This window comes from Amycolatopsis japonica (assembly GCF_000732925.1).
Taxonomy (GTDB): domain Bacteria; phylum Actinomycetota; class Actinomycetes; order Mycobacteriales; family Pseudonocardiaceae; genus Amycolatopsis; species Amycolatopsis japonica.
Genome location: NZ_CP008953.1, coordinates 2,654,784 through 2,677,220, shown reverse-complemented (window position 1 = coordinate 2,677,220; position 22,437 = coordinate 2,654,784). Strand labels below are relative to the sequence as shown.

Below are 22,437 nucleotides of genomic sequence, written 5' to 3'. Positions count from 1 at the left end.
TTCAGGCCGCCACAGCCAAGTCGAGGAAGGCCGCCGCAGCAGGGCTCAGCCGCCCCGGCCGATGCACCAGCGACACCGCCAGCGAATCGGGGCAGTCGAGCGCCCGGACGGACGCGCCCGCCGCTTTCGCCAGCGCGCGCCAGGAATCGCTGACCACCGCGATGCCGACTCCGGCGAGAACGAGCGGCAGAACGGCTTCCCGATGTTCCACTTCGACGGCGAACCGGCTGCCGGGAGCTTCACGGAGCACGGCATCCGCCACACGGCGCATGCCTGTGCCCTGCTGGCCCACGATGAGCGCGGCCCCGGCGAGTTCGGCGGGGCGGACCGGGTCCGTGGCGGGAAGCGCCGCCTCGTCGCGGGCCAGCAAGGCGAAGCGCTGCGTCTCCAGATGCGACGCCTCCAGGCCAGGCAGTTCCGCCGCCGTCGGCGAGGCCGCGACCACGCCGAGTTCGACGTCGCCGGTCGTGAGCATCTTCCCGACGTCGGCGGGTGTGCTCGCCGCGCGGACGGAGATCCGCACCAGCGGGTTGGCGGCGGCGAAGGCGGCGATGAGGTCCGTGAGCGGGCTGACCGATTGCGACGGCATCGACGCGATGACCAGTTCCCCGCCGAGGAGACCGTCGACGGCTTCGACCGTCGCCCTGGCGAGCTCCAGCCCGCGCAGGACCTCCCGCGCGGGCGCCACGAGCGCGTGCCCCGCAGCGGTCAGCACCAGGCGACGGCCGGTCCGGTGGAACAGGAGACTCCCGAGATCTCGCTCGAGCGTGCGCAAGGACTGGGAGACCGACGGTTGGGCGACGAAGAGCTGCTCAGCGGCCCGGTGGACGCTTCCGGCGTCGACGACGGCCAGGAAGTACTTCAGTTGACGGGCATCCACTCCGGCCTCCTCGCGGTCGATAGTCGAGGCCTATCAGCTTGCCAGCTACCCGGTCTTGGACCGGCGAGCCACCCGAAGGGCTTACTGGGTCGCTACGAGGGACGGCACCGGCGCCGTCCCGCCGCGAGCCCGAGGAGGGCACCGTGTCCGATGCCTGGCTCCTTGCCCACACCGGTATCGCCATCGTGGGCATCGTCGTGATGATCACCTGGCTCAAGACGCCCCCGATCTTCGGCCTGCTGATCGGCGCCACCTATCTGGGGCTCGCCACGGGGCTCGGGGTGGACGGCACGACCGAAGCGCTCGCCACCGGATTCGGTGACGTGATGGCCGAGATCGGCATGCTCATCACGTTCGGGGTCGTCATCGGGTCATTGCTCACGGCCACGAACACCCTGCATCGCGTCCTCGAACGGCTCTTGGGCGTCTTCGGCGAGAAACGGGTGCCGATGGTGTTCGCGGTCTCGCTGTCGACCGTGTTCACGTCGATCTACTCCGACGTGGTCCTGGTGCTCACCGCGCCGCTCGCCCGGCGCCTCGGCGGCAGGCTGGGCCCGCGGGGTGTCGCGCTCATGGGCGGCGCGCTGACCGCGGGGATCGAGGTCGGGCTCGTGTTCGTCGTCCCCGGCGTCGCCGCGCTGGCCGTCGCGGGACTTCTCCGGGTGCCTCTCGGCGAGATGTTCCTGTTCGGACTGACCGTCGGAGTCCCGACAGCGGTCCTCACGACGCTCGTCTTCACCGTGTTGCTGCGCCGGGCGCTCCGGTGGAATCCGGCCACCGACGAGCTCAAGTCCGACACCGGCGGCGAAACAGCCGTCACCACCACCGTCACCCGGCAACTTCCCCTGTCGCTGTCCGTCTCACCGGTCCTGCTTACCTTGTCGTTGATCGCCCTCGGCGCGCTCGCGGACGCCTTCCGCTTCCCGCTCGGGCCTGTCTCGCTGCTGAGCGAGCCGGTGATCGCGATGGCGATCGGCGCCGGCCTCGCGCATCTGCTCGCCCGGCGCGTCCTTCCCCCGTCCGAAGTCAACGCGGCCGTCGGCAAGGCGCTCGCGCTGGCCGGCCCCATTCTCGTGCTGTCCGGGCTCTCCGGCTCGGTCGCCGAGGTGATCGGCAAGTCGGGGCTGCGCGACGTGCTGGCGAGTTCGTTCGGCACCGGTTTCCTGCCGCCCTTGGTACTCGTCTGGCTGATCGCCGCGGTCCTGCACATCGCGATGGGATCGATCTCGATCTCCGCGATCACCGCGGCGGGCATCCTCGCGCCGATCGCGGGCTCACTCGGCGTCCCGGTGGTGCTGGTCGCCCTCGCCGCCTGCTCCGGCGCCCTGTTCCTCCCTCACGTGAGCAGCAACTTCTTCTGGATGTTCCAATCCCTGCTCGGGCTGAGCACCCGGGGCACGTTCAAGACCCACACCGTCGCCATGTCACTGGCGTCGGTGATCTCGCTCCCGATCGTGCTGGTGCTCGGCCTCGTCGTCTGACAGCGCGACGTCAGTCGCGCCAACGGTTGTTGAGGAAGGCGTCGTCCTCGTCGTCGGCCGGTGCCGGGCGGGCGCGAGGAGCACGCCGGGGCGTGTCGCGTCCGGTGGGGACGGGAGGCGGCTCCGAGCCGAACGGAGCCGCCATGTCCACGGAGTCGTCTTCGAACGCCGACGTGTTCCCCGGCTGCGCGTGCGACCGATCGGTGCTCCAACCGGATTTCGTCTTGCGCTGCCCCAATTCCCGCCGGTGCTCGACGTACCGCTGGGCGGTCTGGACCTGTTTGGTCATGAACTCCTGCGAGCTGGCCTTGATCTCGTCGGCCCGCTGATCCCGCAGTGCCCGGCGCTCCGACTGCTCGCGGACGAGACCGTCCAGGGTCGCCCTCATGGCGGCGGTGTCCTCGGCGCTCATCTGTTCTCCCCTGCCCCGGCTCACCGCTTGCGGGTGACCGACTGATCCTCATCGTCCAGCAACGACCCGGTGATCCGGCCGGTGGGTTCGTTGATCTGGTCGAACACCTCGCCCTCGATCCGGTACGCGCGGTTGGTCCGTTCCTGGTCTCCGCCGCCCTGGCCGCCCGCTCCGCCGGCACCCATGCCACCCATCGGGGGCATCGCGCCGCCACCGAACGACTGGCCCGCCGTGCCGCTCATCGGAGCGGACGGGGCACCCGCGGCCACATGCTGCGGCTGCTGTGTCCCACCACCGGTGTGCACGCCCTCGGTCAGCGGCTGACCGGCCGCGGGGCTCGCGGACTCGAAGGGCATCGACGGTGCCGACGCACCTCCGCCGCCGCCGCCGAAACCACCGCCGCCGCCGGAACCGCCGACGTCGCCGCCGCGGATCCCGTCGGGGACGGTCCCGCCGCCACCCTCATGTGGGGTGAACGCCGGCTTGGAGTCGGGCTGCACCGTCCCGGTGACGGGAGACGCCGGATGCGATGCCTTGTCCGTGGCGGGTTTGTCCTCGCCGAGGGTGTACGTGGTCGGCTTGCCGGTGCCGTCGTCGACGGTGACGACCGTCGGCCCGGACGGACCGTCGGGACGTTCGGCGGTGATCTTCACATCGCCGTCCTGGATGTGGATCTTGCCGTCCGGCCCCGGACGGTGGACGCCGTCCTTGTCCGGCTTCCCGTCGTCCGAGCCGGGAGTGGAGCCCAGCTTGGACTCGTCGCCGTCGCCGGTCCAGTCGAGCTTGAAGTCCTTGGCGGGCCCGGAACCGTCCCCGACCTTGATCTCCATCTCGCCGTCTTTGTCCGGCTCGGTCATCTCGAAGGTCTTGTCGCCCTGCTTGACCTTGAGTGTTTCGCGCTCGCCGTCCTCGGCCTTGTCGCCGTCCTCACCGGGTTTGTCGCCGGTCAGCTTGTCGCCGCCTTCGCCGGGCAATTCTTCGCCGAGCTTGTCCAAGGCTTCCGAAGCCTTCTTCTTCGCCTCGTCCGCGGACTTCTCGCCATCCTTCGAGCCGCCGTCCTGGGAATCGCCGTCGCCCATGCCGCCGGGGGCGTCGCCCAGTTTCTTCAGCGCTTCGGAGGCCTGCTTCTTCGCGTCTTCAGTGGCCTTCTCGGCCGCTGCCTTGGCCTCGGCCGCGGCGTCCGTGTTGCCACTGCCGCCAGGACCACCGCCGGTACCTCCGCCACCCGGACCGGAGCCGGAGCCGCCGAGGTCGCCACCGGTCGGGCCGTCACCGAGTTTGCCCAGCGCCTCGGAAGCCTGCTTCTTCGCGTTTTCGGCGGCCGCCGCTGCCTGCTTCTTCGCCTCTTCGGCGGCGGCCTTCTGCTCGTCGCCGTTCGATGGTGGCGGCGCCGAGCCCGATGGCGACGTCTGGTCCTTCTTCTCGTCCGGTCCACCACCGGTGCCGCCGCCCGGTCCACCGCCAGGCGATCCTCCGCCTTCGGGGATGTTCACGTCCGGGATCGGCGGGGGCTTCTGCGCCGCCGGGCCGGTGCCGCCGCCGGGGCCGGAACCACCCGATCCGGGGCCACCACCGGGACCTCCGCCGGTGCCACCCTCGGGGCCGCCGCCCGGCCCACCACCGGTACCGCCGGTGAAGTCCGGACCCTGGCCCGAACCACCGGGACCACCGCCAGGTCCGCCACCGGGGCCACCGGGGCCACCGGTTCCCGAACCGCCAGGGCCGCCACCCGGCCCGCCACCTGTGCCACCCTGGCCACCGGTGAAGTCCGGGCCCTGGCCACCGGGTCCGCCGCCCGTGCCGCCGGGTCCGCCCGCACCGCCGGCGCCGCCCTTGTCACCCGCGCCTTCGAACTCGTTCTTGACCTTGCCCATCACCTTGTCGAGTTCGTCGTAGGCCTGGTCGACGAACTCCTTGGTGTCCTTGCAGGACTTGGCGAAACCCTCGTAGATGATGGTCCACATCTCGGGGATGAACTGCCGCTGGATCCACTGCTTGGCGAGATTCTGGCCCGCCTTCTTGAACTCGTCGTCGTCGCAGCAGCCGTCGTTGTTCAGCTGCTGGACCAGATTGGAGCCGAAGTTGACGTCCATCCAGCCCGCGATCGCGCCGAGATCCTCCTTGCCGCTCTTCTCGCCGGCGGCGATGGCGACGACCTTCTGCGCCATCGGGAAGTCCGCTTTGCCGACGATCTCCTTGTAGAGATCGATGACCGTGTCGGCCTTTCCCTTGCACAGCTTGAACACCGCCGCACTGGTGTGCAGCGTCGCTTCGCTCGCGCTGTTCAGCGTCTCCGAGAGCTTCTTGGCCTTGGGGAGGATCTTCTCGTTGTAGTTGTCCGAGGAGGCGTCCGCCGCCTTGCCGGTCCACGTCCCGTAGAGGGTGTTCAGCTGGGAACCGGTGTCGTCGATGGTCTTCTGGACGGTCTTCGAGCCGGTCTTGAAATGGGCGGCGTCGTCGACGAAGTTCTTGAAGTTGATACCGCGCTGCTCGTCGAACGGCTTCTTGATGTCCTTCTCGAAGTCGAGCGCGCGGGTGGTGCCCCGGCAGTCTTCCGGGAGCTTCCCCAGCAGGGAGCCGAAGGTTTCGAAGACCTTGAGCGCGGGCGCGGCGGCGTCGAAGATCTCGTCCGACGTCTTGGTCCCCGCACCCTCGGCGGTGGGTTCCTTGGTGCCGTCGAGTTTCTTGCTGCCCTCGTCGACCGCCTTCGACTCCGCCTTCCGGTTGAAGCTGGCCTGATCGCCCGCGCCCTTCGCGCTGTTGTAGACCTTGTCGAGGTCGTCGTCGTAGGGCAGGAACGGAAGGGCGTTGTAGGACGCCGCGTACTTCTCGGCTTCCTTGCGCTTCTGCTTGATCTCCTCCGGCTCCTGGTCCGCCGTCCACGGCGGGGGCGCCGGATGCGTCCGCATCCACGAACCGATGAGCTTGGTCTTCTGCTCGGCGGGAACGGCCGGGTCGTCGAGGACGGCCTTGACGTCGGTCCAGGTGGTTTTGGTGGCCACTAGCGCATCCCCGTCTTGGTGATCTTGTTCTTCTGTTCGTCCTCGTTGGTGCCGTACGCGGTACCCGCGGTGCCGAGGTTCGTGCCGAACGAGCCGAGTGTGGTGCTGTACCCCTGGACCGACGCCCACAACGCCGCCACCCCGTCGGTGTACTTCTTCGCGTGGTCGCCGTGCGCCTGGCCGAAACCGGCCGCGTTCACCGGAGTGTTCGACAGATCCGGGTTGTCTTCGAGCAACTGCTCCGTCAGCTTTCCGATGTTCTTCGACGCCGATGAAAGCGCATCGGTCGCCGCGGTGAAGCCCCCGCTCATTCTTTTCAGCGCCTTTCGTCGGATCCGTCGGCTTTACCGCCGAGTGCCTCTTCGAGCACTTCGGCCACCGACCCGATGTCGGTGAACCGGTCCAGCTGGTCCAGATCAATCCTCACGTCGTGGTAGATCTCCAGCGCCGACAGGAGTTTTATCCGTCCCTTGGAGTCGATACCCAGCTCTTCGAGCGGCGCGTCGGACTCGATTTCGGCGGGATCAAGCCGAAAAGTCTCACTGACGACCTTCACGACCTCCGCGCGGTGATCACCCACGGGGCCGACTATAACGCGCCCTCGCCGCAGCCCGCGCGACCTTGCCACTGGAAGTGCGCGGAAGGTCACCGGAGGGAACCAGACGGACAGATCGCAGCGTCAGATCATGTTCCCGTGAAACGGCGCGCAATACCACTCTCGTCACTTCTTTGACATCCGCGTCGGCGTTCTTTGCCCATTCGGCTACCAACATCGCCCCTTCGCCCCTTTCGTCCGAGACACCGAATGCGGCGACGCGGTCGCGGCGGATCGCCGGATGTGCCTCCCCCGCCACGGCTTCGATGTCCTGCGGGTGGAAGTTGCGGCCGTCGATGACGATGAGATCCTTGAGCCTGCCGGTGATGTAGAGCTCCCCGTGGTGGAACACGCCGAGGTCACCGGTGCGCAGCCAACCGCCGACGCCGTCGAGTTCGCCTCCGAACGCGGCGGCGTCACCACGGCCCCAGTATCCCGACGCGACGTTCGGTCCGTGGATCCAGATCTCCCCCACGAGGCCGTCGGGTCGCGCCACGCCGTCGCCGACGATCCGGACCCGCTGGCCGAGCGGGCGCCCGACGGAGACGAGTTCCTGGCCGTCCGGAACCTCGATCGCTTGGCCCTGTGCCAGGGCTTCTCTGTCGAATACCGCGCTTCGCGGACCTTCGGCGCCCGCGCTCGCGACGTACACAGTGGCCTCCGCCAGGCCGTAAGACGGACGGTGCGCTTCGGCGCGGAACCCCCGCGGACCGAAGGCCTCCAGGAAGCGCGCGACCGTCCGTGGCTGCACCGGTTCGGCGCCGTTGAGCGCGACCCGGACGCCGGAGAGATCGAGGTCTTCCCCTGCTTCTTCGGCGGCTTCGACGGCCAGGTCGAACGCGAAGTTCGGCGCGGCGGTGAACACGGCCGGGTGATCGGCGAGCTGCCGCAGCCAGCGCACAGGGCGATGCACGAATTCGGCGGGCGACATGAACACCGATCGCGCTCCCGCGTGAACCGGCAGGCACAACAGCTGGATCAGGCCCATGTCGTGGAAGAACGGGATCCATCCGGCACAGGTCGTGCCCTCGTCGACGGCGTACGCCCGGCTCGCCTGCCAGCAGGCGGCGGCCACCGCCCGGTGCGGGATCACGGCACCGGCGGGCTCCCGGGTGGATCCGGACGTGTACTGCAGATACGCGGGGCTTTCCGGCGCGACGGGGACCGGATCGATCCCCGGCCCGGAGAGCTCGTCCACCACGATCAGGTGATCCGGCTCGCCGGCTTCACGTACCTTCGCGACGGCGGCCGAAGAGGTCAGCCAAACCCTTGCGCCGCAGTCCGCCAGCACCCCGGTGAGCCTGCCGCGCTGGGATGCGCTGCCCGGTGCCATCAACGGCACGGCCACCAGACCGGCGGCGAGGGCACCGAAGAAGGCCAAGGGGTAATTCAGGTCCTGGCCGGTGAGCACGGCGACGCGATCGCCCGGCCGTGTGACCAGGCGCAGTGCTCCCGCGACCACTCGCACTCGGGAGACGAACTCCGTCCAAGTGACCGTGCTGTCCACACCGGCACTGTGGTCCTGGTGCGTGAACAGCGGCCGCGGGTCGGCCTCACGAGCGAACAGCCGCTCGACGATCGAGGTGCGCAGCACCTGTTCCGGCACATCCTCCGGCGACGCGGTCATGTCCCGCAACGTACTGGAACCGCCGCGAGAGCGCGCGGAGGGCCCATCGGCCGACCGTCCTAAGTAGACGCTCAACGGCGGCGTTCGCTCTTGGGAATTCCGGACAGAAGACCGGACATTCCTCGCTCTTTCGCCGGTCACGGCCCCACACTCGGCGGGCAGTGTGTTTCTTTCCCCCGGCCTTGGAGGAGTAACCATGCGTCGAAGAATCGCCCTGGCACTCGGCGGCGCCGCCGTCCTGACCGCGAGTCTCACTTCCGCCGCCTTCGCCCCGGTCGCGCAGGCTTCCCCCGGATTGCTCGCCGCGATGCAGCGTGATCTGGGGCTCACCGCCGCGCAGGCATCGACCCGGCTCACCCAGGAAATGACCGCCTCGCGGGTGCTGCCCGCCGCGCAACGGGCCGCCGGCGCGGCGTTCGGCGGCGCCTGGTTCGATCCGGCGCGCGGCGCACTCGTCGTCGGGGTGACCGATCCCGCGGCGGCGTCCGCGGTCCGGGAGGCAGGCGCCGAACCCACCGCGGTCGCGATCAGCGCGGCCCGGCTCGACGCGGCCAAGGCCGAAATCGACAAGTCGGCCAAGACCCGGCCCGCCCCCGCCGCCGTCAGCGGCTGGCGCGCCGACCCGCGCAGCGGCAGCGTCGTGGTCGCGCTGCGGCCGGGCGCACACGGTGCCGACGTCGACGACTTCCTGGCCAGGGCAAGGAAATCCGGCCCGGTCACGACGGTCACCGCGCCCAAGGCCGAACCGTTCGCGGCCGGTACCGTCGGCGGCGACCCGTACTACATCAACGGGAACACCCGCTGTTCGATCGGGTTCAGTGTCCACGGTGGATTCGTCAGCGCCGGCCACTGCGGCGGCACCGGCAGCCCGGTCGTCGGCTGGGACGGCTCGGCGATGGGCAACTTCGCCGGTTCTTCCTTCCCCGGCAACGATTACGCGTTCATCCGGATCGGCAACGGCTGGTGGACCGCGCCGGTCGTCCTCGGCTGGGGCACCGTGAGCGACGCGCTCGTCCGCGGCTCGTGGGTCGCGCCTGTCGGCACGTCGGTGTGCCGGTCCGGTTCGACGACGCACTGGCACTGCGGCACCGTGCTGGGGCACAACGAGACGGTCAACTACTCGCAGGGCGCCGTCCACCAGATGACCCGCACGAACGTCTGCGCCGAACCCGGCGACTCCGGCGGTTCCTTCATCACCGGCGACCAGGCGCAGGGCGTCACCTCCGGCGGCTGGGGCAACTGCGGTTCCGGGGGTGAGACCTGGTTCCAGCCGGTGAACGAGATCCTGCAGAACTACGGTCTGTCGCTCGTCACCGCCTGACGCAGGCCGTGAAGGCCTCCTTCATTACCTTCAGGGTAGTGAAGGAGGCCTTCACGGACACGCGAGCGGCCTAGCGCCAGTGCCTCGGCGGGAGTTCCACTTCGACTCCCGTGACCGTCGCGGTCGGCCTGCGGCGAAGCCACCGGCCCGCGCTCGTGACATCGATCAGGTCGGCGGTGAAGGCCTTGCGCTGCGCGGGTGTCACCGCGTGCCAGCGCATCTTGAACACCGGCCGGACCGGCGCGACGAACGGCCGGACCGGCTCGTGGGCGCGAGCGAACACGGCCTCGAAGTCCCGGATGGGCACGTACACCAGTTCCAGGTCGATCAGTGGCTCCGGTCCCCCGGCCCGATGACGGCACCGCGCGAGGATCCGGGCGAACTCGTCCACCGCGAGCCGCACGACGCCGGGCACCTGGTTCTGCCAATGGCCGAGGAACGGCGCGTTGATCGCCCCCGCCGTCAGCTCGTCCGGCAGCACGATCACCGCCCGGACCGCGATTCCGGCGAGCTCCACGTGCAGCCGGGTCCACCTGCCGTCGGTGTCGAGGAAGAACCGCGGTGGTGGTATCCCGCCACCCTGCCGGATCCGTTCCTTCACCGCGACGAACGGATGGTCCGATGGTTCGGCGTCCAGGGCCTCGCGGCCGTCCGGCAGGACGAACACGAACTCGAGTCGATCGCCGACGAGCTTCACCCCCGCCGGGAACAACGAGCCGAGAACGCCGATGAGCGCCGAGCCGGCGACGAGTGCGTGGTGACTGGACGCGACTCCGGTCATCGCCGGCTTCCCCCGTTCGTCTTCAGACCTGCAACTCCGTCTCGACGCGCTTGAGATAGTGCCGGGCCAGCGCGAGATTCGCCTGGTCCCGGTCCAGCACCAGGTACAGGAAGAGGGAGCTCCTGGCGTTCACGGAATCCAGCAGCCGGATCAAATGGTATTGGCGGTGCAACGTGATGAGGATGTCCTCGATGCTGTCGTTGAGCGACAACGCGGACATGACCCGCATCTTCGACCTGACGACATCGGTGTTACCCGCCGCCGCGACCTCCAGATTGAGCCAATCACCTCCCCCGCTGGTGCCGAGTGACATCCCGCTGTCGTAATCGACCAGCGCGACACCGACCGCCCCGGCGATCGACATGCATTCCTTGAGCGCGTTATCGATGTTCATCGAACTCACTTTCCTGGTTTGACGACTAAGCGGCCAGTATCGAACTGATCCGATCGATGACCGGGCGGCATTCGAAAAGAAGGCGGCCGACATTCAGCTGTTTGTCTCCCATGATGACCATGAGCGCCATCCGGTCGATGGCGTAAACGGCCATGTAGCCGTCACTGCTGAACACGACGGTCTGCCGCAGCGTGCCCTTGCCCGTCACTTCGGCCGCCTGGCGCGCGATCCCGAGATTCGCGGCGGCGAGCGCGGAAACCTCCGCGGGGTCGATGTTCTTCGCCGCGTCGGCGACGATCGGTATTCCGTCGACAGCGGCTATCACCGTGTCGGTCACCCCGGCGACATTGTCCCGCAAGGTCCGCAATTCGGCGATCAGTGCGTCGAAATCCACGACTCATACTCTCTTTTTCCGAAGGCCCATCACTGAATGACACGAGGCAATGATCACTCGTTGGAGGTTTCTCGACCGCGATGGACCGTACCACCGAAATCAGCCGTCACCTATGCGTCGAACCGACGTCAGAGGCGCATCACGCGATCGGCTCATACACTTTCCGTGTACGCACCAGGTCATGGGTTTCTTCGTACCGTCGGCACCGGAAATCGGCGCGGTACGCGAATTGCCTACCGCCGGGGAAGGGCGAACAACCGGCCGAGCGCCAAGCGGCTTTCTTCGGACATGGCGCGGTAGATCACCAAGCGCTGGTCCTGATCCTCGAGCGGGGTGAGCACTTCGTAGTCCAGTTCGACCAAACCGGCCTCGGGATGCCGCATCACCTTGCGCCCGCGGCCGTTGACCTTGACGTCGCGTTCCGCCCACAGTCGCGCGAATTCCTCGTCGGCGGTGAATTCGGTGATCAGCCCGGTCAGGGCCTGGTCGTCCGGATGCGCGGCCCACGCGGCGCGCAGATGGGCGATGCCCTCCCGCACGACACGTTCACGATCCGCGTAGAACTCGCGGATCTCGGGGTGTTTGAGGCACAACCACATCGCGTTCCGCTGCGACGGCGGCAGGGTGCCGAAGTCCACCAGCAGCCTCGCCATCTCGTCGTTCCAGACCAGGATGTCGTAGCGGTGGTTCATCAGCATGGCGGGCAGCGGCGAAAGATCCGCGACCAGCCGGGCCAGCGACGGTGCCGCGGTGGTGGCGGGCTTGTCGGCGTTGCGGGGACGCTGCCGGGCCAGATCGAAGAGGTAAGCGCGTTCGTCGGGAGCCAGGCGCAGCGCCCTGGCCAGCGCCTCCACGACGTCGGCCGACGGCCGCAGCCCACGGGCCTGTTCCAGCCGCACGATGTAGTCGACGCTGACCGCCGCCAGTTCGGCGACCTCCTCGCGGCGCAGCCCCGGGGTCCGCCGGGACCGACGGCGCGACGGCAGGCCGAATTCCTCCGGGTCCAGGCGTTCACGCCGGGTCCGCAGGAACGCGGCCAGCTCCTGTGTCGTGTCCACGGTGGAGGTCGTCATGTCCGGTCCAACAGCCAGGGTAGGACCCCTGTTCCCAGGAAGTGTTCTCCCTTATCCCCCGCTCGCGGCGGTCGCAGACTCGTCGTCGACAACGGAACACGAGCACAGGAGGACCCGATGTCGCTCACCCTCGACACCTATCGGCTGCTGGGCCGGTCCGGGCTGCGGGTTTCCCCGCTGGCACTGGGCGCGGCCACCTTCGGCACGGAATGGGGCTGGGGCGCCGAGCAGGACGAGGCACGCAAGCTGTTCGACCGCTACGTCGAACGCGGCGGCAACTTCATCGACACCGCCAACACCTACACCAACGGCAGCTCCGAGCGGCTGCTGGGCGAATTCGCCCGGGGCCGCCGCGAAAGCCTCGTACTGGCGACGAAGTACACGACCCTGCGCCGCCCCGGCGACCCGAATTCCGGGGGCGGCCAGCGCAAGAGCCTGTTCGCGTCGGTGGAAGCCAGCTTGCGGCAACTGGACACGGACTACCTCGATCTCCTTTACCTGCACCTGTGGGATTTCACGACGCCGGTCGAAGAGATCCTGCGCGGGATGGACGATCTGGTCCGGCAGGGCAAGGTCCTGTACGTCGGGATCTCCAACACCCCGGCCTGGGAGGTGTCGCGGATACAGGCGATCGCCGACCTGCGCGGCTGGTCTCCACTGATCGCGCTGCAGATCGAGTACAACCTGATCGAGCGCACCGGGGAACGTGACCTGATCCCCATGGCCCGCGAGATGGGACTGGGCGTGGTGCCCTGGTCGCCGCTGGCCGGCGGGGTGCTCACCGGGAAGTACAGCCGAGCCGATCTGTCCGCGACGCCGTCAGAAGACGGCACCCGCAAGGACTTCAACCTCGCCTTGGGCACACTCACCGAGCGCAACTTCGCCATCGTGGACGTCGTGCAGGAGGTCGCCGCGGAACTCGGCCACACTCCCGCCCAAGTCGGTCTGGCCTGGACCCTGCGGAACCCGGGCGTGACGGCACCGATCATCGGCGCCCGCACCACCGAGCAGCTGGAGGACAACCTCGGCGCACTGGAGGTCGAGTTCACCGACTCGCACCTGGCCCGCCTCGGCGAGGCCTCCGCGATCGAACTCGGCTTCCCGCACGACATCCTCGCCAGGGACTCGATCCTCGCGCTGACCCGTGGCGACATGACGATCGAACCGCGCCGCTGAACCTCGTGGATGGGCCCGGCAGGCGACGCCTTCAGTTGCGGATGATCCTCCGTTCCGTGGCGACGGCGACCGCACCGGCACGGCTGTCGACACCGAGTTTGTCGTAGATGTGGACGAGGTGTGTTTTCACCGTGGCTTCGGAGATGAACAGGCGCGCGGCGATCTGCCGGTTGATCAACCCTTCCGCCACCAACTGCACGATCTCGGTCTCACGAGGGCTCAGCGCGGGCGCCGGAGCCCGCATATGCCCGAACAGCCGGGCCGCGACCTGCGGCGCCAACGCGGTCTCTCCACGCGCGGCCGCGTGGATGCCCTTGAAAAGGTCCTCGGGCGGTCCCGCCTTGAGCAGGTAACCGGTGGCGCCGGCGGCCACCGCCCTGGTGATGTCCAGCTCGGCGTCGTAGGTGGTGAGCACCAGCACCTTCGGCGGATCCGGCAGGGCGGTCAGGCGTTCGGTGGCGCTCACGCCGTCCGGACCGTCGCCGAGCTGCAGGTCCATCAGCACGACGTCCGGCTTCTGGGCGGTCGCGAAGCGCACGGCCTCTTCGGCGCTCGCGCACTCGCCGATCACCTCGAAGCCGGGCTCACCGGCCAGCAACGCGGCGATACCGGCCCGCACGACCGGATGGTCGTCGACGATCAGCACCCGGACGGTCATCGAGCCTCCCTGGTGGGCACGGCGACGGCGAGCGCGGTGCCCTCTCCCGGCGCGCTCTCGACGACCATCTCACCACCGAGTTCGGCGACCCGCTCACCGATCATCCGCAACCCGTTCCCCCGCAAGCCGCTCGCGCGGGTCGAAGCCGGGGCGAAACCGACGCCGTCGTCTCGAATGTCGAGGACGACCTTGTCGGCCAGATAGGTCAGTGTGACGGCGGCCTTCGTCGCCCTGGCGTGCTCGCTGACGTTCGCCAGCGCGCTCTGCGCGACCCGGAGCAGACACGCCTCCACCTCGGGTTCCAGGGGATACGGATCCCCACTGGTCTCGAAGCGCACCGGATGCGTGGCGGCGAACGTGACCTGCTCGGCGAGCGCGCTCAGGGTCTCGCCGAGGCCGGTGCTCTCCAGCCGCGGCGACCCGAGACCTTTGACGAACCGGCGGGCTTCGTCGAGGTTGTCCCCCGCCGCGTCGACGGCGCGGGACACGTGGGCTCTGGCCAGTTCCGGGTCCGTGTCCCACGACCGCTGCGCCGCCTGCAGGAGCATCCGCAGACTCGAAAGCCCCTGCGCGAGGACGTCATGGATCTCTCGCGCCAGCCGCTCCCGTTCCTCCACCATCCCGGCCACTCGCTGACTCTCGGCGAGGTCGATCCTGGTGCGCAGGAGCTCCCCGACGGTCTGACCCAGTTCGTGCCGGTCCCGGTCGAGTTGCAGGAACGTCATCGTGGCCATCAGCGCGACCGCGATGGGCGCGAGCACGATGCTCGGATCGAACCCGTCCGCGATCCTCAGCTGGGCGAGGATGGTCGCGACGGTCAGGAGCACGACCACCGCGATCATCATCCGCGGGCGCAGCATCTGCAGGCAGACGAAGAACAACGGCACGGCGCACCAGGCGAAACTCGGCGCGGCCACCACCAGTGCCAGCCAGACCGCGATCACCGCCGTCAGCCACACCGGACGCCACCGGTCGAGCGCCTCCCAGCTCAGCACACCCGCCACGTAGACCAGCGCGAGCGCGCCGGTGAGCACGAGGATCAGCGGGGTGGCACCGCTCAATCCGTGCCCCGCGACGAACCGTGCCACGGACGCTGCGAGCAGCAGGAAGAACCCGGCGTGCATCGCGGCGTTCAGCCCTGTGGTCTCGCCCAGATGCGGTTTCATTCCGGTCCTCCCTTCCTCGCCGATGATCGTATGTGGGAAGGCGGGGTGCTCCGCATCAATCGTTCGGTTGATGCCCGCACCGACCGCTCGGCGTCCGATCGATATCCGCTCTCCCGATTCGCCCCGGCCCGCCAGGCGGGAAAGTCGAGGGAGAACGAAACACCCCCTCACCGCAAAGGAAATCCGATGAACGCCAAGCTCCCCCGCACTCGTCTCGTCCTGGGCATGACGGCCGGCCTCGCGACCGTCGCGCTGGCCACCGGCGTGGGCGCGGCGCAGGCACAGCAGGACCGCAAGCCGCAGCCGCCCGCCGCCGCGCAGGCCGTGGTGCAGACCAGCGTGCTCGGCGTCGACGCCGCCACCCGCGCCGCGCAGGCCGCGCTCGACGCCGCCGAGAAGGAGGGCCAGCGAGTCACCGTCGCCGTGATCGACCGGTCGGGCGACGTCCGCGTCCTGCTCAAGGGCGATGGCGCCGGGCCGCAGACGGAGGAGTCCGCCAAGCGGAAGGCCTTCACCGCGGTCTCCTTCGGACAGCCGACCTCCGCGCTGGCCAAGAACGCCCAGGGCGACGGTCCGACCATCCGCGACATCCCGGGCACGCTCTTCCTCGGCGGCGGTGTGCCGGTCGCCGCGAACGGCGGCCCGATCGCCGGGATCGGTGTCGGCGGCGCGCCCAGCGGCGACCTCGACGAGAAGTTCGCCGCGGCGGGCCTGCGCGCCATCGGGGAACTTCGCTGATGATCGGTGAGCGGGCGATCGTGGCTCTGCTCGCCGCCCTCGTGCTCGGTGCCTGCTCCCCGCAGGCACCGAGCGCGCCACCCCCGGCGGCACCGAGCACCACCACCACGCCACCCGCGTCGTCCCAGCCACCCCGTCAAGGAGTCCCTGTGAGCCAACTCTTCGAAGCCGACGCCAACCGGGTCCGGCAGGCCGTCGACGACGGCGCCGACCTGGAGATCCGTGACGATCGCGGCCGGACCCCGTTGCTCGTCGCCGTCACCGAGAACCGGCTCGAGATCGCCGAAATCCTCGTCAAGGCGGGCGCCGACCCGAACGCGCTCGACGGGCGGCACGACACACCTTGGCTGGTCACCGGGGTCACCGGCAGCGTCCCGATGGCGAAGCTGCTGCTCGGAGCCAAGCCGGATCTGACCATCACCAACCGGTACGGCGGGGTCTCGCTGATCCCCGCCTCCGAACGCGGGCACGCCGAGTACGTGCGGCTGGTGGCGGGCAGCGGAATCGACGTCGACCACGTGAACGACCTCGGCTGGACCGCGCTGCTGGAAGCGGTGATCCTCGGCGACGGCGGGCCGCGCCATCAGGAGGTGGTCCGGGCGCTCGTCGCCGCGGGCGCCGATGTGAACCTCGCCGACAAGCAGGGCGTCACTCCTCTCGCTCACGCCCGGACCAAGGGCCAGACGGCCGTCGCCCGAATCCTCGGCGAAGCCGGGGCACACTGACTCCGGCGGGGCTGGTCGACCCTCCGGACCGGGCCCTCACCTGGCGATTATTTTCTGTTATGCCAATTGACACAAGTCTCCACGGCTGGCTACGGTTCAGCCGTGGAGCAGGCACGAGGACGGGGCAGGCCGCGCAAAGACCCGGCGGCACTGGCCCGATGGACGCCTCCTGAAGGGTGGTCACGGCTGGTCGCGTGGATCTCCCCTGAAGAAAAGAAGGCGCTGAAGCACGTGGCCGTCGAAGCCGACGTTTCCGTGGCGGAGCTGATACGGGCGCTCGCCGGTGGGCTGACCGCCGGCGCCATCACTCCTGAGGAACTCATCGGGCACGTCGTGAAAGGCAAGACAGTCATGGAGAAGATCCCCACGCTTTTCGAGCGCGACGAGCGCTTCCACGTCGTCGACCGGCCTCGCGCCGAGTGCGCCTGGGTATTCGACGGTGCCGGGGTGGGAACCGAGAAACTCGACGGCACCAACGTCCGGCTGACCGTGCGCGCGGGACAGCTGGTCCGGGTCGAGCGGCGCCGCAACCCGAGCAAGGCGCAGAAGCAGCAGGGCATCGTGGACGGCTGGTACGTGGACACCGACAGCGAATCCGCCGACGACAAGTGGATCCTCGCGGCGGCCGGGAACACCGACGTGTCCGGCTGGCCGGACGGGGAGCATCCGAGCGAGGCGCTCGGCCCTCGCATCCAGGGCAATCCCCTCGGTCTGGAAGAGCACCGATGCGTCCCGTTCGATCTCCAGGCACCGGCGTTGCCCGAAGTACCGCGCAGCTACCACGAACTGCGGGACTTCCTCGACACGCTGGACAGCCGGTTCTCGCCCGGGCACGTGGCCGAGGGCGTCGTGTTCCACCATCCCGACGGCCGCCGGGCCAAGATCAAGCGCAAGGACTTCCCCCGCGCGGTGATGGCCTAGCCCGCCGCCGGAGTGACCTCACATCCGGCGGCGGTGTCTCGTCGTACCCGGGACACCACACGCGACCAGGGGGACGAAACCCATGAACGAACCGACGCTCGATCCGGGACTCAAGGCGATCGTGAGTGAGCGGCGCCAGCTGATCGGGCTCGCGTACCGCCTGATCGGCTCCCTTTCCGAGGCCGAGGACGTGGTGCAGGAGACCTACACCCGTTGGTACGCCTTGTCCCCCACGCAGCGGGAAGCGATCGAGTCCCCGGGAGCCTGGCTGACGACGGTCGCCAGCCGGATCTGCCTGGACCTCCTCGGGTCGGCGCGTGCGCGGAGGGAACGCTATGTCGGCGAGTGGCTTCCCGAACCGCTGCCGGGGCATGTCGAGTGGACGACCGGGCGGCCGCCCGCCGTCGACCCGGCCGACCGGATCACCCTCGACGAGTCGATCAACATGGCGTTCCTCGTCGTGCTCGAATCGCTGACCCCGGCCGAGCGGGTCGCGTTCGTCCTGCACGACGTGTTCCGTTACGCCTTCGCCGAAGTCGCGGAGATCGTCGGCCGCAGCCCGGCCGCCTGCCGCCAGCTGGCGTCCTCCGCGCGACGACGTATTCGCGCGACGCAGGTCGCGCCCACCCCGGTCGCCCGGCAGGCCGATCTCGTCAGGGAATTCAAGAAGGCTTGGGAGGCGCAGGACATCCAAGCGCTCATCGGTCTCCTCGATCCCGACGTGAAGGCGGCCAGCGATGGCGGCGGGGTCGTCAGGGCGGCACTGCATCCGTTCGAAGGGAGCGACGAGGTCGCCTCCTATCTGATGACGTTGGCGCGGTGGACGTCCGGTCTCGATCTGGTGGAGCGGGACGTCAACGGCCTGCCCGGCCTCGTGCTCCAGCAGGCAGGACAGACCGTCGCCGTCTTCGCGTTCCACGTCGCCGGGGACCGCATCCAGCACATCTGGGGGATGCGGAATCCGGAGAAGCTCCGGCCCTGGTCCGGAGCCTGACCGCTACGCCGCGAGGGCGCCGAGTTGCCGTAGCTGGGTAAGGACGTCCACGACACCCCAGATCTCGGCGACCCGCCCTCCGGCGAAGCGGAGGATGAAGATCTCGTTGTAGGAAACGGTCTTCCCGGTGGCGGGCAGTCCCCGGTACTCGCCTTGGTGGGTGCCGGTGACAGTGTTCCGGCAGACGATCCTGTCGCCGTCGGCGAGTACGTCCTCGGCCTTGACCCGCAGGTCCGGGAAGGCGCGAAGCAGCACCGTCCACACTTGTTTCAGGGCCTGAGCTCCGGTCGTCTCCATCGGCACCGGCGCGTGGAACACCACGTCCGGCGCGACGACCTCGTCGATCGTCTTCTCGATGACGGCGAAGTCGCCGGTGTTGGTCGCCTCGTGGAAGCGGCTGAACGCCGCCCGATTGCGTGCCGTCTCGGTGATGGTCATGCGAACTGCCCCACCCGGTAGTCGCCGCCGGGGTTCTGGACGATGGCGTTCACCCGGTTGAAGGCGTTGATCAGCGAGATCACTCCCACCAGAGCGGCGAGCTGGTCCTCGTCGAAATGCTTGGCGGCGTTCGCCCACGCCTCATCGGTGACCCCGCCGCCGTCGGCCATGCGGCAGGCCTGCTCGGTCACCTCCAGCGCGGCACGTTCGGCCTCGCTGAAAACCGTCGCCTCACGCCAGACGGCGACCAGGTTGATCCGCACGTCCGTTTCGCCCGCGGCGGCGGCTTCCTTGGTGTGGATGTCCAGGCACACCGCGCAGCCGTTGATCTGGCTCGCGCGCATCCGGACCAGCTCCTGGATCGTGAGCGACAGCGGCGAGTCGGCCAGCCCCTTTCCTGCCGAGATCAGGGGCCTCATGAACTTTCCGCCGACCGGGTTGGCGAAGTAGTCGAGCCGCGCGTTCATCGTGTTCTCCTTGCGGTAGTGGATGTTTCTGCCCTACCGACGACGCGGCCGCGCGAAATGTGAGGCGGACCCGGAAACTCGCCCTCCACCCTGGGACGTCTCGTTGGATGCGGAGGGCGGCTTAGAAGAACTGCAGCTCCACTTGCGAACCCAACAAGTCCAGCCCGGCGCACTGATGATCGCGATCCAGCAGGACACGGAGACGCCGATCGGCGAGGGGCCCCAGATTCAACTCCGGCGGTGCACCTCGCAGGTCGATTCTCTCCAGCTTCGACAGCTCCTCGAGCCTGGAGAGATCGAGGTCCGCACGGCAGTTCTTGAGGCCGAGCCGTCGCAGTTCGACAAGACTTCCGATCGCCGAGAGGTCGGCAGTGCGCTCGACGCCGGAAAGTTCCAGTCTGGTCAACCCACTGAGCTCGACGCCGAGAAACGACAAGTCGCTCAGGCCCGAGGCCGGCGCCAACGCCAGTTCCCGCAGGGAGCGAAAATCGGACAGAGTCTCCAGCTCCACAAAGGACTGATCACAAGTGAGGTTCAGGTAGCGCAAGTGGTTCCGATGCTCCCACAGCGGTGTGACGTCGCAAGCGCCGACGACATGCGCCAGCAGCCCGTGCAACGCCCGGATCCGGCGAAAAGAGCGCAGATCATCGACCTTCTCCGGGTAGATCTTGATCTCGACACTTTCCAGCTTGCGCAGCTTGTAGAGATGGCCGACCCAGTCCATGCTCCGGATCTCCATCCTGTTGTCGAACAGCGGAGCATCCCTGAGTACGCGATCACAATAGTCGCCGAGGTCGAAGTAGCGAGCGCAGGCGACGATCTCCTCCTGGACTTCCCAGCGCCGATCTCGCGCATACTGGGCGAGCACCCTCAGCACGTCGATATCGTTCGAAAGCGCGACCGTGCGCACCAAGAACACCGCCTGCACGTCGGACAGGTCACTGAGATCCGAGGGCAGGACACGAAACAGCGGCCTTCCCACGGTGGCCAGCGCGCTCACTTCGTCCGAGCTCGTCGGAGGCAACAGCTCATGCAGGCACGCCTCCACTCGTTCGATGGTCTCGGCCGACAGTTCCAAGGCGCTTTCCAGGCACGACGCGGCGAGAAGCATGAGCCGGTGCCTGGACTGGCCGTCCTCCTCACGATAGAAGTCGTAGGCCCTGTTGACGATTCCGTTGAGCAGCCGATCACGCTGGACGGCGGTCGCGTGGGAGCAGGCCATGAGCACTGTCTCACGCCACAGGTCCGAACTCGCGTTGTTGATCAGTAGATCGATGCTGTCCCGTTCGACGACCTCCTTGGCCGCGAGGAACTCCTGGAAGGTCCGGTGCACGAAATCGATCCGGCCGATGACCGGCTGCCGGATCAGGCCACTGCGTTCGAGGAGATGTCGAAGTACTTCTTCTGGGGCCTGGGTGACTCCGGGCATCGTACCGATCTTGAGCCTCAGCTGATGAATAGCCTCTTCGCGAGACATCTCCGCGCGGCCGTTCTCGTTGAGCCACCAGGCCAGGGCTCTGAGCATGGCCCGCTTTTCGACCGCGCTCAACTGGGTGTCGCCGTCGACCCGCACCTTCTTGTCCGCGTCACGACGTTCGAGCAGCATGTCGAGCGCAGCTTCATAGAGGGTCATGCGATCGCGTGGCAGATTGGCCCGGCGGTCCAGATTCAGCGCGCAGATCATCGCGCACAAAAGCGGGTTGCGCGCCAACGCGCGAAGATGTGGCCTTGAATCCAGGTGCAGCAACAGACTCCGCTGATGCACCGGAACATCTTCCCTCGGACACGGAAGTGCGATGTCCCGGCCAGCCGTCGAATCCAGCAGAGCGTTGTGCCAGCGCTCAATGAAGATGCGGACGTCCTGCGGATTCATCGGCTCCAGTGTCACCGGGTGGAACTTGTCGGCCACGAGCCATCGCTCGGTTCGCTCCGAAGGCCGTGACGTGACGACGATCAGGCATTCCGGGAAGCGCACGCAAAGCCCGCGTAACCATTCCCGCACCTTCGCTCGTTCGTGCTCCGGCAGTTCATCGACGCCGTCGATCAGGAACAGCGCCTGCCCGCTCGCAGCGACCCTGTCGACCCAGCCCTCCGGCACGGGCCCCCACTGCGGAGCGTTGGCATGCAGGAGGAACTCGTCACCGTTCGGCAAGCGATTCTCGGAGAAGTCGCGCAGCCGCACCAGGAAGGGGACCCTTCCGTTCCAGTCCGAGAGCCTGCCGACGAACCTGCGCCGCACGGCCGTGATGGCGATCCATTGCAGCAGCGTGCTCTTCCCCGCACCGGCGTCCCCTTGCAGGAGCACGAGGCGTTTGCCACCGAGGGCATCGGCCACCCGGACGACGTCCAGCTCCCGCTCTCCGGTACCGAGTCCGACCGGGGCTTCCGCCTTGTCCTTCGCCTGCTTGAATTCGTGACTTTTGGAAGCCGTGGACGCCGTGAGACTGAGGTACGCGACCGTAAGGGTCATGGTCGGCTCGTAGTAGTTCGTCGTGATACCGAGGATTTCCAACCGGTCGTACAGATTACTGACCAGCTCGAAGTAGCCGTCCCGGAACTCGTCGTCCTGGTCTTCGCTGCTCGACGTGGTCAGTTCGGTCACCGGAAGCCGCTCGAGCAGCTCACCGAGCTGGCCGGCGATACCGCTCAGCCTGGACAGCATCTCGACGGATGCCCTCGCGTCGAACTCGGGCAGGTCCCGGATCAGATGGGCCAGGTAGTAGCAGACCTGGTCGAGGAGCAGATCGAAGAGATTGGACGCCGGCTCCGACAGATCGCCGTTCCGGACCGTCTGTGGCGCGTGCTCCCTGATCTCGCGTGCCAGACCGATCGGGTTCAGATCCACCCTGAAGATCATCGCGTCGGTCAGTTCGGCTCGCTCGAGCGCGTCGGCGACCGCCAAGGTCGCGGCCTCGCGCTCGTTTTCCGGCAAACCGGGGAACTCGTTCTCGCACAGAGGTTGCAGCCGATCGGCTACCTGCTCTTCGATCTCCTCGATCTTCCGCCGGAACTCCCGCTGGTGCCGTAGGACGGGGTACCTATACGCGACGAGCTCTGCCAGGCCCATCTCCCGGCGATCCTCGTTAGTCCGGCTCGACAGCCATGCGCGCACCGCTCGACTCGCCAACGCACCGCCGACCTTCAGCAAAGCGGCCTCTAACCCGGCGATGTCGGCACTCTCCCTCGTCGCGGCC

General features: G+C 68.2%; 22 protein-coding genes. 7 read left to right on the top strand and 15 right to left on the bottom strand.

Annotated features, from left to right (window positions below):
* Window position 1 precedes the first annotated feature (1 nt).
* Window positions 2–880 (bottom strand): LysR family transcriptional regulator, encoded by an 879-nt coding sequence (locus AJAP_RS12720; RefSeq protein ID WP_038510958.1) that lies wholly within the window; start codon window positions 878–880, stop codon window positions 2–4.
* Window positions 881–1,023: 143 nt separating this feature from the next.
* Here AJAP_RS12720 and AJAP_RS12715 point away from each other — a divergent pair, with 143 nt between their 5' ends.
* Entirely contained in the window at window positions 1,024–2,361 is a 1,338-nt protein-coding gene (locus AJAP_RS12715; RefSeq protein ID WP_038510955.1) for a GntP family permease, read from the top strand.
* A 10-nt stretch (window positions 2,362–2,371) separates the two neighbouring features.
* Here the strand turns inward: AJAP_RS12715 and AJAP_RS12710 are convergent, their stop codons facing one another.
* From AJAP_RS12710 to AJAP_RS12690, 5 genes are read right to left on the bottom strand one after another with little or no spacing between them, the layout of a single operon-like run.
* Window positions 2,372–2,773, bottom strand: coding sequence for a hypothetical protein (locus tag AJAP_RS12710; RefSeq protein ID WP_038510952.1), 402 nt, complete (start codon window positions 2,771–2,773; stop codon window positions 2,372–2,374).
* 20 nt (window positions 2,774–2,793) lie between these two features.
* On the bottom strand, window positions 2,794–5,775 hold the full coding sequence (locus tag AJAP_RS12705; RefSeq protein ID WP_038510950.1) for a WXG100 family type VII secretion target: 2,982 nt from the start codon (window positions 5,773–5,775) through the stop codon (window positions 2,794–2,796).
* The gene (locus tag AJAP_RS12700) at window positions 5,775–6,086 is read right to left on the bottom strand and encodes a hypothetical protein (protein ID WP_038510947.1); all 312 of its coding nucleotides are present in this window, start codon (window positions 6,084–6,086) and stop codon (window positions 5,775–5,777) included. The genes AJAP_RS12705 and AJAP_RS12700 overlap by 1 nt, the downstream gene beginning before the upstream one ends.
* Before the next feature lie 5 nt (window positions 6,087–6,091).
* Window positions 6,092–6,355 (bottom strand): acyl carrier protein, encoded by a 264-nt coding sequence (locus AJAP_RS12695; RefSeq protein WP_037345229.1) that lies wholly within the window; start codon window positions 6,353–6,355, stop codon window positions 6,092–6,094.
* Window positions 6,348–7,997, bottom strand: coding sequence for a fatty acyl-AMP ligase (locus tag AJAP_RS12690; protein WP_038510943.1), 1,650 nt, complete (start codon window positions 7,995–7,997; stop codon window positions 6,348–6,350). Before AJAP_RS12690 ends, AJAP_RS12695 begins: the two co-directional genes overlap by 8 nt.
* Before the next feature lie 196 nt (window positions 7,998–8,193).
* Between AJAP_RS12690 and AJAP_RS12685 the strand changes: the two genes are divergently transcribed.
* Complete coding sequence (locus AJAP_RS12685; RefSeq protein WP_038510941.1) at window positions 8,194–9,318, top strand: S1 family peptidase; 1,125 nt, start codon at window positions 8,194–8,196, stop codon at window positions 9,316–9,318.
* Window positions 9,319–9,388: 70 nt separating this feature from the next.
* Here the strand turns inward: AJAP_RS12685 and AJAP_RS12680 are convergent, their stop codons facing one another.
* The 4 genes from AJAP_RS12680 to AJAP_RS12665 form a co-directional block, all read right to left on the bottom strand.
* Window positions 9,389–10,099: a hypothetical protein gene (locus AJAP_RS12680; RefSeq protein WP_038510938.1), complete on the bottom strand. Its 711-nt coding sequence runs from the start codon at window positions 10,097–10,099 to the stop codon at window positions 9,389–9,391.
* A 22-nt stretch (window positions 10,100–10,121) separates the two neighbouring features.
* The gene (locus AJAP_RS12675) at window positions 10,122–10,493 is read right to left on the bottom strand and encodes a hypothetical protein (protein ID WP_038510936.1); all 372 of its coding nucleotides are present in this window, start codon (window positions 10,491–10,493) and stop codon (window positions 10,122–10,124) included.
* A 25-nt stretch (window positions 10,494–10,518) separates the two neighbouring features.
* The gene (locus tag AJAP_RS12670; RefSeq protein ID WP_038510933.1) at window positions 10,519–10,887 is read right to left on the bottom strand and encodes a roadblock/LC7 domain-containing protein; all 369 of its coding nucleotides are present in this window, start codon (window positions 10,885–10,887) and stop codon (window positions 10,519–10,521) included.
* 233 nt (window positions 10,888–11,120) lie between these two features.
* Window positions 11,121–11,960 (bottom strand): helix-turn-helix transcriptional regulator, encoded by an 840-nt coding sequence (locus AJAP_RS12665; RefSeq protein WP_038510931.1) that lies wholly within the window; start codon window positions 11,958–11,960, stop codon window positions 11,121–11,123.
* 117 nt (window positions 11,961–12,077) lie between these two features.
* Here AJAP_RS12665 and AJAP_RS12660 point away from each other — a divergent pair, with 117 nt between their 5' ends.
* Entirely contained in the window at window positions 12,078–13,136 is a 1,059-nt protein-coding gene (locus AJAP_RS12660; protein WP_038510928.1) for an aldo/keto reductase, read from the top strand.
* Window positions 13,137–13,167: 31 nt separating this feature from the next.
* On the opposite strand, the gene AJAP_RS12655 is transcribed toward AJAP_RS12660, so the two are convergent.
* Together AJAP_RS12655 and AJAP_RS12650 are read right to left on the bottom strand one after the other, a co-directional pair.
* Complete coding sequence (locus tag AJAP_RS12655) at window positions 13,168–13,794, bottom strand: response regulator (protein ID WP_037345210.1); 627 nt, start codon at window positions 13,792–13,794, stop codon at window positions 13,168–13,170.
* The gene (locus AJAP_RS12650) at window positions 13,791–14,960 is read right to left on the bottom strand and encodes a sensor histidine kinase (RefSeq protein ID WP_038510924.1); all 1,170 of its coding nucleotides are present in this window, start codon (window positions 14,958–14,960) and stop codon (window positions 13,791–13,793) included. Before AJAP_RS12650 ends, AJAP_RS12655 begins: the two co-directional genes overlap by 4 nt.
* 186 nt (window positions 14,961–15,146) lie before the next feature.
* Here AJAP_RS12650 and AJAP_RS12645 point away from each other — a divergent pair, with 186 nt between their 5' ends.
* From AJAP_RS12645 to sigJ, 4 genes are all read left to right on the top strand, one after another.
* On the top strand, window positions 15,147–15,698 hold the full coding sequence (locus AJAP_RS12645; protein ID WP_037345206.1) for a GlcG/HbpS family heme-binding protein: 552 nt from the start codon (window positions 15,147–15,149) through the stop codon (window positions 15,696–15,698).
* 149 nt (window positions 15,699–15,847) lie between these two features.
* Entirely contained in the window at window positions 15,848–16,423 is a 576-nt protein-coding gene (locus AJAP_RS12640; RefSeq protein ID WP_038510921.1) for an ankyrin repeat domain-containing protein, read from the top strand.
* Window positions 16,424–16,525: 102 nt separating this feature from the next.
* The gene (locus tag AJAP_RS12635; RefSeq protein WP_228694922.1) at window positions 16,526–17,344 is read left to right on the top strand and encodes an RNA ligase family protein; all 819 of its coding nucleotides are present in this window, start codon (window positions 16,526–16,528) and stop codon (window positions 17,342–17,344) included.
* Window positions 17,345–17,426: 82 nt separating this feature from the next.
* Window positions 17,427–18,338, top strand: a complete 912-nt coding sequence (sigJ, locus tag AJAP_RS12630; RefSeq protein WP_038510919.1) for an RNA polymerase sigma factor SigJ — start codon at window positions 17,427–17,429, stop codon at window positions 18,336–18,338.
* 3 nt (window positions 18,339–18,341) lie between these two features.
* Here the strand turns inward: sigJ and AJAP_RS12625 are convergent, their stop codons facing one another.
* The 3 genes from AJAP_RS12625 to AJAP_RS12615 form a co-directional block, all read right to left on the bottom strand.
* Window positions 18,342–18,776, bottom strand: a complete 435-nt coding sequence (locus tag AJAP_RS12625; protein ID WP_037345201.1) for an ester cyclase — start codon at window positions 18,774–18,776, stop codon at window positions 18,342–18,344.
* The gene (locus AJAP_RS12620) at window positions 18,773–19,243 is read right to left on the bottom strand and encodes a carboxymuconolactone decarboxylase family protein (protein ID WP_038510917.1); all 471 of its coding nucleotides are present in this window, start codon (window positions 19,241–19,243) and stop codon (window positions 18,773–18,775) included. The genes AJAP_RS12625 and AJAP_RS12620 overlap by 4 nt, the downstream gene beginning before the upstream one ends.
* Before the next feature lie 121 nt (window positions 19,244–19,364).
* Complete coding sequence (locus tag AJAP_RS12615) at window positions 19,365–22,391, bottom strand: NACHT domain-containing protein (protein WP_148311504.1); 3,027 nt, start codon at window positions 22,389–22,391, stop codon at window positions 19,365–19,367.
* Window positions 22,392–22,437 lie beyond the last annotated feature (46 nt).

Bases quoted from the DNA above. Each gene is read 5' to 3' on its own strand.
- AJAP_RS12710 (WP_038510952.1), bottom strand. From the start codon at position 2,773: ATGAGCGCCGAGGACACCGCCGCCATGAGGGCGACCCTGGACGGTCTC.
- AJAP_RS12700 (WP_038510947.1), bottom strand. From the start codon at position 6,086: ATGAGCGGGGGCTTCACCGCGGCGACCGATGCGCTTTCATCGGCGTCG.
- AJAP_RS12690 (WP_038510943.1), bottom strand. From the start codon at position 7,997: ATGACCGCGTCGCCGGAGGATGTGCCGGAACAGGTGCTGCGCACCTCG.
- AJAP_RS12685 (WP_038510941.1), top strand. From the start codon at position 8,194: ATGCGTCGAAGAATCGCCCTGGCACTCGGCGGCGCCGCCGTCCTGACC.
- AJAP_RS12680 (WP_038510938.1), bottom strand. From the start codon at position 10,099: ATGACCGGAGTCGCGTCCAGTCACCACGCACTCGTCGCCGGCTCGGCG.
- AJAP_RS12675 (WP_038510936.1), bottom strand. From the start codon at position 10,493: ATGAACATCGATAACGCGCTCAAGGAATGCATGTCGATCGCCGGGGCG.
- AJAP_RS12665 (WP_038510931.1), bottom strand. From the start codon at position 11,960: ATGACGACCTCCACCGTGGACACGACACAGGAGCTGGCCGCGTTCCTG.
- AJAP_RS12660 (WP_038510928.1), top strand. From the start codon at position 12,078: ATGTCGCTCACCCTCGACACCTATCGGCTGCTGGGCCGGTCCGGGCTG.
- AJAP_RS12655 (WP_037345210.1), bottom strand. From the start codon at position 13,794: ATGACCGTCCGGGTGCTGATCGTCGACGACCATCCGGTCGTGCGGGCC.
- AJAP_RS12650 (WP_038510924.1), bottom strand. From the start codon at position 14,960: ATGAAACCGCATCTGGGCGAGACCACAGGGCTGAACGCCGCGATGCAC.
- AJAP_RS12645 (WP_037345206.1), top strand. From the start codon at position 15,147: ATGAACGCCAAGCTCCCCCGCACTCGTCTCGTCCTGGGCATGACGGCC.
- sigJ (WP_038510919.1), top strand. From the start codon at position 17,427: ATGAACGAACCGACGCTCGATCCGGGACTCAAGGCGATCGTGAGTGAG.
- AJAP_RS12625 (WP_037345201.1), bottom strand. From the start codon at position 18,776: ATGACCATCACCGAGACGGCACGCAATCGGGCGGCGTTCAGCCGCTTC.
- AJAP_RS12620 (WP_038510917.1), bottom strand. From the start codon at position 19,243: ATGAACGCGCGGCTCGACTACTTCGCCAACCCGGTCGGCGGAAAGTTC.